Source organism: Leisingera sp. SA32, assembly GCF_056033425.1.
The window spans coordinates 55,794-66,322 of sequence record NZ_JBVYHB010000020.1 but is presented as its reverse complement, the minus strand read 5'-3'; the positions used below and the strand labels follow the sequence as shown (position 1 = coordinate 66,322).

General features: G+C 62.6%; 9 protein-coding genes. 6 read left to right on the top strand and 3 right to left on the bottom strand.

Going from position 1 to position 10,529, the window contains the following annotated elements:
- Positions 1 to 256 precede the first annotated feature (256 nt).
- Positions 257 to 1,432, top strand: a complete 1,176-nt coding sequence (locus AC0IPL_RS20205; RefSeq protein ID WP_474276922.1) for a type III PLP-dependent enzyme — start codon at positions 257 to 259, stop codon at positions 1,430 to 1,432.
- A gap of 99 nt (positions 1,433 to 1,531) precedes the next feature.
- A complete protein-coding gene (locus AC0IPL_RS20200; protein ID WP_474276921.1) occupies positions 1,532 to 2,407 on the top strand; it encodes an urea carboxylase-associated family protein in 876 nt (291 codons plus the stop codon).
- Positions 2,408 to 2,554: 147 nt separating this feature from the next.
- On the opposite strand, the gene deoD is transcribed toward AC0IPL_RS20200, so the two are convergent.
- The 3 genes from deoD to AC0IPL_RS20185 form a co-directional block, all read right to left on the bottom strand.
- Complete coding sequence (gene deoD / locus AC0IPL_RS20195; protein WP_474276920.1) at positions 2,555 to 3,259, bottom strand: purine-nucleoside phosphorylase; 705 nt, start codon at positions 3,257 to 3,259, stop codon at positions 2,555 to 2,557.
- A 16-nt stretch (positions 3,260 to 3,275) separates the two neighbouring features.
- The gene (locus tag AC0IPL_RS20190; protein ID WP_474276919.1) at positions 3,276 to 3,593 is read right to left on the bottom strand and encodes an H-NS histone family protein; all 318 of its coding nucleotides are present in this window, start codon (positions 3,591 to 3,593) and stop codon (positions 3,276 to 3,278) included.
- A gap of 118 nt (positions 3,594 to 3,711) precedes the next feature.
- Positions 3,712 to 5,679: a methylmalonyl-CoA mutase family protein gene (locus tag AC0IPL_RS20185; protein WP_474276918.1), complete on the bottom strand. Its 1,968-nt coding sequence runs from the start codon at positions 5,677 to 5,679 to the stop codon at positions 3,712 to 3,714.
- A gap of 174 nt (positions 5,680 to 5,853) precedes the next feature.
- Between AC0IPL_RS20185 and AC0IPL_RS20180 the strand changes: the two genes are divergently transcribed.
- The 4 genes from AC0IPL_RS20180 to AC0IPL_RS20165 all read left to right on the top strand — a co-directional run bounded on the left by AC0IPL_RS20180 (position 5,854) and on the right by AC0IPL_RS20165 (position 10,486).
- A complete protein-coding gene (locus AC0IPL_RS20180) occupies positions 5,854 to 7,275 on the top strand; it encodes a 1-acyl-sn-glycerol-3-phosphate acyltransferase (RefSeq protein WP_474276917.1) in 1,422 nt (473 codons plus the stop codon).
- A 111-nt stretch (positions 7,276 to 7,386) separates the two neighbouring features.
- Complete coding sequence (gene ccrA / locus AC0IPL_RS20175; protein WP_474276916.1) at positions 7,387 to 8,673, top strand: crotonyl-CoA carboxylase/reductase; 1,287 nt, start codon at positions 7,387 to 7,389, stop codon at positions 8,671 to 8,673.
- 359 nt (positions 8,674 to 9,032) lie between these two features.
- The gene (locus AC0IPL_RS20170) at positions 9,033 to 9,752 is read left to right on the top strand and encodes a helix-turn-helix transcriptional regulator (protein WP_474276915.1); all 720 of its coding nucleotides are present in this window, start codon (positions 9,033 to 9,035) and stop codon (positions 9,750 to 9,752) included.
- A gap of 92 nt (positions 9,753 to 9,844) precedes the next feature.
- Positions 9,845 to 10,486 (top strand): acyl-homoserine-lactone synthase, encoded by a 642-nt coding sequence (locus AC0IPL_RS20165; protein WP_474276914.1) that lies wholly within the window; start codon positions 9,845 to 9,847, stop codon positions 10,484 to 10,486.
- Positions 10,487 to 10,529: the final 43 nt, after the last annotated feature.

The following is a 10,529-nucleotide window of genomic DNA, read 5'->3' as shown; positions in this document are numbered from 1 at the left end:
CCTTGGCGCGGTGCCGGGCCCAACTGCAAGCGGTCCTTGCCAAAGGACCGTGGCGCAGGCGGGAGCCTGTCGGATGCGGAAAACCGCAAGGCTTGATGCAAAAAGTACTTGAACGACTCATCCGCTTGCCCGATATGGGCCGCCAAGACGCCAACGCACGCGCCTCTGGCGAAAGGGGTCACGCCCCTAAGGTTACGTAGCGACGGTAACGTCTCTGACAGCACTGAGCGGCCGTATTCGGCCGGGTCTATTGGAGATGACCATGAACGCAAACGTAGCCGGGCTGTCTGCCCGCACTTGTGAATCCGTATCCCGCACCCTGAGCCACATTGCCCGCACCCGCTTTGACCGCCCGACACTGGTGGTAGACGCCGAGGCGGTTGCCGCCAAGTACCACGCGCTGGCCCGCGGTTTGGGCCGCGCACGCATCCATTATGCGGTGAAAGCCAACCCCGCACCCGGCCTGCTGCGGCGGCTGGTGGCTGAAGGCGCAAATTTCGACGCCGCCAGCCGGGCCGAAATCGAGATGTGCCTGGCCGCCGGGGCGCGACCAGCGCAGATCAGCTTTGGCAATACCATCAAGCGCCCCAGCGATATCGCCTATGCCCATGGCCTGGGCATCACCCACTTCGCCGCCGACTCGGCGGAGGAGCTGGAGAAGCTGCGGGACCACGCGCCCGGAGCCCGCGTGTATCTGCGGCTGTTGGTGGACAACCCGGAGGCGGATTGGCCGCTGAGCCGTAAGTTCGGCTGCTCGGCGGATATGGCGCTGAAGCTGATGGATCAGGCGCGCGGTTGCGGGCTGGTGGTGGCGGGGCTGTCTTTCCATGTCGGCTCGCAGACCCGTGCGCCGGCGATGTGGGCGGGCACGCTGGATCAGGTGGCTCAGGTCTGGCATCAGGCGCGCGCCGCGGGGCACGACCTGCACCTGCTGAACATCGGCGGCGGCTTCCCGGCCTCTTACGGTGCAGAGATGCTGCCGACCGAGGAATATGCCCGCGCGGTGATGGCGCTGGTGGCCGAGCGTTTCGGCGAGGTGCCACAGATCATGGCAGAGCCGGGGCGTGGACTGGTGGCTGAAGCCGGTGCCATTGCTGCCGAAGTGCTGCTGGTGTCGCGCAAGGACGCGGATGATCTGCACCGCTGGGCGTATCTTGACATCGGTATGTTCTCTGGCCTGGCGGAAACAATGGGCGAGGCGATCCGCTATCGCATCACCACCGACCGTGATCATGAACCCACCGGTCCCTGCATCCTGGCCGGCCCGTCCTGCGACAGTGCCGATGTGCTGTATGAGCGCATCCCCTATCAGCTGCCGCTCGGGCTGAAGGCGGGTGACCGGGTGGTGATCCACAGCTGTGGTGCCTATACCTCCACCTACGCGTCTGTTGGGTTCAACGGTTTTCCGCCGCTGGATGTCGTGGTGATCTGACGATCGGTGCGCAAGCTGCCGCGCGAGCACCCGCGGCTGGGCTTGCACCGAGGGGAACATGCGGTCTTGATGGGGCAAACGATAAAGAGGTTTGCCCCAATGTCACAGACCACCACCGTCACAGGCCCCGCAGTCGCCCCGGAGGATGCCGAGCAACGCCGCGCCGTCAAGCCGGTGATCTGCTATCCGAATGAGACCCTGCCAGCACCTGATCTGCGCCTGTACCAAGACGCGCGGCAGGGGGCGGTGAAAACTGCTCAAGTGGTGGTGCGCCCCCGAGACGCGGCCTGTTTCGAAGTGCCCGCCGGACATTTTTTCCGTATCACCTCTGTCGAAGGGCCGCAGGTGGGGGATCTGAACCTGTGGAACCGGGACAACCTGAGTGAGCGGTTCTATTCCGGCAAGACCCGCGCGCTGCATGGAAGCCACGTCAGCACCGGCGCGCGGTTGTGGAGCAGTTTTCCGCAGATGCGACCGATGGCCACCGTCACCACGGACACGTTGGGCTGGTACGGTATCGACGCATTTGGCGGGGCGGTGCATGACGTGATCGGCACCCGCTGCGACCCCTATACCGGCAACCTGCTAGCGGGCAGCCAGTACCACCACTGCTGCCATTCCAACCTGACCCGCGCGCTGGCGGATCATCTGGGCTTGCCGCTGGATGAGGCAGAACCGCATGTGCATGATGTGCTGAATGTCTTCATGTGCACCGGATTTACCCGCGACACGGGTCAATATTTCATGAAGGCCAGCCCGGTGCGCCCGGGTGATTACTTGGAGTTTTTTGCTGAGATTGATCTCCTCGGCGCGCTTAGCGCCTGTCCCGGTGGCGATTGCTCGGCAGAGCATTCCAGTGATACCGCTGCCTGTTACCCAATGCTGGTCGAGGTGTTTGCCCCGGCCGCAGGCGCGCTGGAAAACTGGCAATCTCCGCCATTAAATGGCTATGACCGCAGCCATGGGCGGGATTGAGAACAGCTGCCGAAATGCGAGGACCTTTCGCGGCGGCGCCAGATTGTTCCGAATGGTCCGCGTTTCCTAAAAACTGCCAAAATGGAAACAGGGCAGAGGCGAGGCCTCTGCCCTATTGAATACTGTAACGGCGCAGGTTTTGCGGAGTCAGGCGAACGCGGCCTCAAGCGCGATTTCGACCATGTCGCCAAAACTGCGTTCGCGCTGGTCCGAGGGCAGGGCCTCGCCGGTTTGCAGGTGGTCGGACACGGTCAGCACCGCCAGCGCGCGGCAGTCATAGCGCGCTGCCAGCGTATAAAGTTCTGCTGCTTCCATCTCCACGCCGAGAATGCCGTGGCGCACCATTTGCTCGTTGAGGTCCGGGCGCTCGTCATAAAAGACATCCGAGGAATAGATGCCGCCCACATGGGTCGCCACATCGCGGCTGCCTGCGGCCTTTGCTGCGGCGTGAAGCAGACCCCAATCGGCGCAGGGGGCGAAGTTCACCTCGCGGAAGATGCTGCTGGAGGGGCTGTTCACGCTGGTCGCGGTCATCGCAAGGATCACGTCGCGCAGCTTCACCCGTTCCTGCATACCACCGCAGGAGCCGATGCGGATCAGCGTTTTGGCGCCATAGTCGCGGATCAGCTCATTGGCGTAGATCGACAGCGAGGGCATGCCCATGCCACTGCCCTGAATGGTCACCCGATGGCCGTTCCAGGTGCCAGTGTAGCCCAGCATGCCGCGCACTTCATTGACCAGCGTGGCGTCGGTCAGGAATGTTTCGGCCGCCCATTTCGCGCGATAGGGATCGCCGGGCATCAGCACGGTTTCCGCGATCTCACCCTTGGCGGCGCCGATGTGAACTGTCATGTCCGTGTCCTCCGGTTCAGATTTCCAAGTCGGAAATATCCATTCCTGCGGTCAGCGCGTCATGGACCCAATGCGGTTTGCGGCCACGGCCCGTCCAGGTCTCTTCGGGATTGTTGGGATTGCGGTATTTCGGGGCAGCTTTTGTCTTTTTGGAGCCCGAGCGCGGCGCATTGGCAATTTCATCCAGTGAAAACCCGTATTTCGCGGCGGCTTCTTCTGCTGCTTTCAAGGCTTCCTGCCGTTCTCGCAATTCAGCGGTGCGCAGGGCTTCTTCGACGTCGCCTTGCAGTTGGAGCAGTTCTTTTCTTGTCATTTTCGAAAGGTCGAGGGTCATTATATACTCCACGTTAATTGGCATGCCGGAAAGATCCGGGGTGCCATTCTTTATGGACCGAATAACGAACGGGTTTTACCTTTTTCTTTGCTCCTCGCGGGTATTTGCACAGAAAAAATCAAGACGCTACAATTTCCGGTGGCTTCGCGAGGTCGACAATGTCGCTCATAATTGAATTGAGCTCAAAATCCTTGGGCGTATAGACGCGGGCGACGCCCATGGATTTGAGCTTCTGCGCGTCTTCATCGGGAATGATGCCTCCGACAATCACCGGCACGTGGCCCAGCCCTGTGTCGTGCATGCGCTGCATCAGATCCTCGACCAGCGGGAGGTGGCTGCCGGACAGGATCGACAGACCAACAACATGTGCGTCATCCTGCTGGGCTGCCGCTACCAGCTCGGCCGGGGTCATGCGGATGCCGTCATAGGTGATGTCCATGCCGCAGTCGCGGGCGCGGAAGGCGATCTGCTCGGCACCGTTGGAATGGCCATCCAGTCCCGGCTTGCCGACTACGAATTTGATCCGGCGGCCAAGAGCGTCGCTGACGCTGTCGACCGCGGCTCGCAACTCGTCCAGCCCTTCGGTTTTGTTCGACACGGATGCCGAAACGCCAGTGGGACCGCGGTAGGTACCATGAACCCGGCGCATTTCCTCGGCCCATTCGCCGGTGGTGACACCGGCCTTGGCGGCGGCAATCGAGGGCGGCATGATGTTGTCGCCATTTTGTGCGGCGGCGCGCAGGGCTGCCAGCGCGCCTTGCACCGCGTCATCGTCACGGTTGCGGCGCCAGTCGGTCAGGCGTTCGATTTGCTCCTGCTCCACCGCCGGGTCGACCACCATGATGCCGCCGTCCTGGGTTTGCAGTGGCGAGGGCTCACCCTCGGTCCATTTGTTGACACCGACCACCACGGTTTCGTTGCGCTCGATCCGGTTCAGCCGTTCGGCGTTGGAGTCGACCAAGCGCCCCTTCATGTATTCGATCGAGGCGACGGCGCCGCCCATCGAGTCCAGATTGGCCAGCTCCGCGCGCGCGCCTTCCTTCAGCGCTTCGACCTTGGCATCAACCACCGGGTTGCCATCGAACAGATCACCGTATTCCAACAGGTCGGTTTCGTAGGCCAGGATCTGCTGCATCCGCATCGACCATTGCTGGTCCCAGGGGCGGGGCAGGCCAAGTGCTTCGTTCCAGGCGGGCAGCTGCACGGCGCGGGCGCGGGCCTTTTTCGACAGGGTCACCGCCAGCATCTCGATCAGGATGCGGTAGACATTGTTTTCCGGCTGCTGTTCGGTCAGGCCAAGCGAGTTCACCTGCACCCCGTAGCGGAAGCGGCGGAACTTGGGGTCCTCTACGCCATACCGCTCGCGGCAGATTTCGTCCCACAAGTCGACAAAGGCGCGCATCTTGCACATCTCAGTCACAAACCGGATGCCCGCGTTCACAAAGAAGGATATGCGCCCGACCATCGCGGGAAAATCCTCGGGTGCGATGCGTGGCTCCAGCTCATCCAGCACTGCCTGCGCAGTGGCGAGCGCAAAGGCCAGCTCCTGCTCCGGCGTCGCACCGGCCTCTTGCAAGTGGTAGGAACACACGTTCATCGGGTTCCATTTCGGCACATTGGTGTAACAGTATTCCGCCACATCCGCGATCATCCGCAGGCTGGGCTTGGGTGGGCAGACATAGGTGCCGCGGCTCAGGTATTCCTTGATCAGATCGTTTTGCACCGTTCCTTGCAGGTTCGAAACATCTGCGCCCTGTTCCTCTGCCACGGCGATGTACAGCGCCAGCAACCACGGCGCAGTGGCGTTGATGGTCATCGAGGTGTTCATCTGTTCCAGCGGGATCTGATCGAACAGGCTGCGCATGTCGCCAAGATGGCAGACCGGCACGCCGACCTTGCCCACTTCGCCGCGGGCCAGCACATGATCGCTGTCATAGCCGGTCTGGGTCGGAAGGTCGAAGGCGACGGACAGGCCGGTCTGCCCCTTGGCCAGGTTGGCGCGGTAAAGCGCGTTGGAGGCTGTTGCCGTGGAATGGCCGGCATAGGTGCGGATCAGCCAGGGGCGGTCTTTTTGCATCTGCGGCATGTCGAGCCTCGCGAGTCGGTGGTTGGGTAATTTTATTTCGTAGTGATGATGTAGACTGCAATTTTAGACCCATGTCAATTCGCTGCGTTGCGGCAATCGTGGGCGGCGTGGCATGAATAGGGGCCCGGCGGCTTGGTGCTTGTAATGGCTGCGGCCTTCGGCAACTGTTCAACCATGACGCAAACCGTGGAACTTCCGCTGTGGCTATTCGTGCTGATCGTCGGATTTGCGGCGGTAACCTTTGCTTCGCATTTCCTGTTTCCGTCGGTGCGCTGGTTCGTGCGGCGGCGGCTGGAGCGGGCAGTGGCGCGGCTCAACCGGCGCTTGGAGCGGCCGATCGAGCCGTTCAAACTGATCCGCAGGTACGACATGATTCAGCGGCTGATTCACGATCCGCAGGTGGCTCAGGCTGCGGTCGATTACGCCGCTGCCGAGGGCATCCCCGAGAACGTGGCCCTTGAACAGGTGCGCCGGTACGCGCGCGAGATCGTGCCCGGCTTCTCCGCCTTTGCCTATTTTGGCCTTGCCGCCCGCGCGGCGCGGTTCCTGTCCAACGCCATCTATACGGTGCGGCTTGCGCAGCAGCAGCCCGGTGCGTTGACGGACATCGACCCCGAGGCCACCGTGATCTTTGTGATGAATCACCGGTCCAACATGGACTATGTGCTGGTGACCTATCTGGCGGCGCGGCGCTCCGCGCTGTCTTATGCGGTCGGCGAATGGGCGCGGGTCTGGCCCTTGTCGCGGCTGATCCGGGCTATGGGAGCCTATTTCATCCGCCGCCGCTCGCGCAATGATCTGTATCGCAAGGTGCTGGCCGCCTACGTGCGGATGGCCACCCGCGGCGGTTCCACCCAGGCGATGTTTCCCGAAGGCGGGTTGAGCCTCGATGGAGCGCTGGCCGCGCCAAAACTGGGGCTGCTGAAATACATCGTCGAGGGTCGTGATCCGCAGGGTCGTGACGTGGTCTTTGTGCCAGTGGCCCTGAACTATGACCGGGTGCTGGAGGACCGGATCCTTTCGGATGCCGCCCGCGATGGGCCGCGCCGTTTCCGGGCCCGAATCGGCGTGGTGGCACTGCGGCTGCTGCGGCAGCTGTGGCGTCGGCTGACCGGGCGCTACCGGCGGGCGGGCCGTGCAGCGGTGACCGTGGGCGCGCCGCTGAGCCTGCGGCAGTTCGCCGAGGCGCGAGAGGGGGCGCTGACCGAGCCGCTGGCACAGGAGCTGATGACGCGGATCAGCGCCATCGTTCCAGTGTTGCCGGTGCCGCTGGTGGCGGCGGCGCTGTGCCGCCATGGCAGCCAGACCCGCGCCGAACTCGCAGCGCGGTTGCAGGAGATGATGACGGCGCTGCCGCTGGCGGATCTGCATCTGCCCGCGCAGGGGGTGGGTCAGGTGGCAGAGGAGGGGCTGGAGCAGCTGCGCCGCCGCGGTTTGATACAGTGCGCGGACGATCAGGTTCTGCCGCATCCCGACCGCCGCGCCCTGCTGAGCTTCTATGCCAATTCCATCGGCCACCTGCTGCCGCCCTCGCACGACCTGGAAGCGGGTTATGCTGCACCTGCCAAGGGCGATGCTGCATCTGCTGGGTTATAAAATTTCACAGATGCGGCAAAAGTTGTTGCAATGTTGCTTGGCGAATTTTATCCACTAGGTAAGCGCCGCGATTCTGCACTGCGGCAAAACCTAGATGCAAAGGAGGCCGTCATGGCATTGGATACCCAGACTGACGTCATGTCTTACGAGGCGCCGGAGAAAGATCTGTACGAGCTGGGGGAAATCCCGCCCATGGGCTATGTCCCCAAGAGGATGTACGCTTGGGCGATCCGCCGCGAACGCCATGGCGAGCCGGATACGGCAATGGTTCAGGAAGTGGTCGACGTGCCTGAACTGGACAGCAACGAGGTGCTGGTTCTGGTGATGGCGGCGGGCGTCAACTACAACGGTGTCTGGGCCTCGCTAGGCACGCCGATCTCGCCCTTTGACGGCCACAAGGCACCTTATCATATTGCCGGTTCCGATGCCTCGGGCATTGTCTGGGCCGTGGGCTCCAAGGTCACCCGCTGGAAAGTCGGCGACGAGGTGGTGATCCACTGCAACCAAGACGACGGCGACGACGAGGAATGCAACGGCGGCGATCCGATGTACTCGCCGAGCCAGCGGATCTGGGGCTATGAGACGCCGGACGGCTCGTTCGCCCAGTTCACCAACGTGCAGGCGCAGCAGCTGATGCCGCGGCCGAAGCATCTGACCTGGGAAGAGTCTGCCTGCTACACGCTGACGCTGGCCACCGCCTACCGGATGCTGTTCGGCCATGAGCCGCACGACCTGAAACCGGGGCAGAACGTGCTGGTCTGGGGCGCTTCGGGCGGCCTTGGCTCCTATGCAATCCAGCTGATCAACACCGCCGGCGCCAACGCCATCGGCGTGATCTCGGACGAGAGCAAGCGTGACTTTGTCATGGGGCTGGGCGCCAAGGGCGTGCTGAACCGCAAGGACTTTAACTGCTGGGGCCAGCTGCCCACAGTCAACACCCCGGAGTACAACACGTGGTTCAAGGAAGCCCGCAAGTTCGGCAAGGCGATTTGGGACATCACCGGCAAGGGCGTGAATGTCGACATGGTGTTCGAACACCCCGGCGAGGCGACCTTCCCGGTCTCTACTTTCGTGGTGAAGAAGGGCGGCATGGTGGTGATCTGCGCGGGCACCACGGGCTACAACTTGACCTTTGACGTGCGCTACATGTGGATGCACCAGAAGCGTTTGCAGGGGTCGCATTTCGCGCATCTGAAGCAGGCCGCCGCCGCGAACAAGCTGATGGTCGAGCGCCGTCTGGATCCCTGCATGTCGGAGGTCTTTGCCTGGGCCGATCTGCCCGAAGCGCATATGAAGATGCTGCGCAATGAGCACCTGCCCGGCAATATGTCGGTGCTGGTGCAGGCACCAAAGACCGGGATGCGGACGCTTCAGGACGTGCTGGAAAACAACCGCTGATCCTGTTGTCCATCGCCGGGCGCTGGGGGCACAGCTGATTGGCGGCCCCCAAAGGCCGCCTGTGGCCCGCGAATCACGGCAGTGGTTCGCGGGCCTTTTGCGTGCGCTTCGCCCAGCAGTTTCAGAGGTTTAGGCTATGCTTCTCGTCTCGGTCGCGAGCGAGGTGCGCGCCGTAAGGTGACGTTTGTTCGCTTTGCGCCCGTTCCGTGCAGTTCTGCGCAACGGACGGTGGGAAACGAATCAAACCAAGAGGTTCCCATTGACGCCCCCGTTCGGCGCGCGGCACAACACGGGCAATCCGGTGGCCCAGGGAGCTGGCGCCGGACCAGGCAGGACCACAGGGGCAACAGCAGCAGACCATGGCAAGCAAGGCAGAACTGGATCGTATTCTGGAGGCGCTCGACGCCACCAAGACGCTGGACGGACTTCAGCAGATCATCGATCAGGTCTGTGAGGTGTTTGGCGTCGATCACGCGATGTACCATTGGGTCGACAGTGCCGGTGACCATTATTATTTCGGCACCTATCCGCAGACCTGGACCGAACGCTATCAGGAGAAGGCCTATGTGCGGGTCGATCCGGTGGTGGTGGGCTGCTACCAGCGCTTTCATCCGGTGGATTGGAAACGGCTGGACTGGTCGCCGAAACCAGCACGGGAGTTCCTGAAGGACGCGCTGGCGCATGGGGTTGGCAACCAAGGGTATTCGATTCCGATCCGAGGCCCCAATGGCCAGTTTGCGGTGTTCACCGTCAGCCACAATTGCGACGATGCCGCTTGGGAAAAGCTGACGGAGAAATACGGCCGCGACCTGATCCTGATGGGGCATTACTTCAACCGCAAGGCACTGGAGTTCGAACCCAATCGCGCTGCCGATCAGACCCAGCCCCTGTCCCCGCGCGAGATCGATGCGCTGACGTTGCTGGCAATCGGCTACAGTCGGGCGCAGGTGGCGCAAACACTGTCGATCTCGGAACACACGCTGCGCGTCTATATCGAGAGCGCCCGGTTCAAGCTCAGCGCGATCAATACAACCCATGCGATTGCGCGCGCTTTGTCACTGGGTTTGATTGTTGTTTAATCGATAAGTGTACAGGCTCTGCTTGATACACTCTGGAATTGCAGAAAATCGCGTACCCTGTCCCCACTGTTCACCAGAAAGGGGACCAAATTATGCTTCGTTATATCTATGGCCACGACCTGCACAACCACGCCGCGCTGGCGCACGCGATGTTTCGCGACCGGGCGGACCAGTTCCAGACCCGGCTGGGCTGGGAGGTTCAGGTCGATGACAGCGGCGAGGAGCGCGACCAGTATGATGCGCTGGATCCGCTCTATGTGATCTGGGAGATGCCCGACGGCAGTCATGGCGGCTCGATGCGGTTTCTGCCCACCACCGGTCCGGTGATGGTCAACGACGTGTTTCTGGATCTTGCGGGCGGGGTGCCGGTGTGCAGTCCGCTGATCTGGGAGTGCACCCGGTTCTGCCTGTCGCGCAGCGCCGGGCGCAATGTCGCCGGGGCGTTGACGCTGGGCGGGGTCGAGATCATGCGCCATTTCAAGGTCCGCCATTTTGCCGGCGTCTTTGACCGGCGGATGGTGCGGATCTACCGCAGCCTCGGCTTCAGCCCTGAGGTGATTGGCAGCAGCGGCGAGGGCCGCGAGCGGATCTGCCTGGGCCTGTGGGAATACAGCTCGGAGGTCTATCTGGCGGTGTCCGCCAAGGCCGGGATCTCGCCTGAACTGTCGCAGCTGTGGTTCGACCGGTCCTTTGGCGGTGCGACGGTGCCCGCCGCGTTGGCGCTGACGGGCTGAGGCCGCACCGGGCAGACGCAGCAATGCACATCGCGGGGCCGGG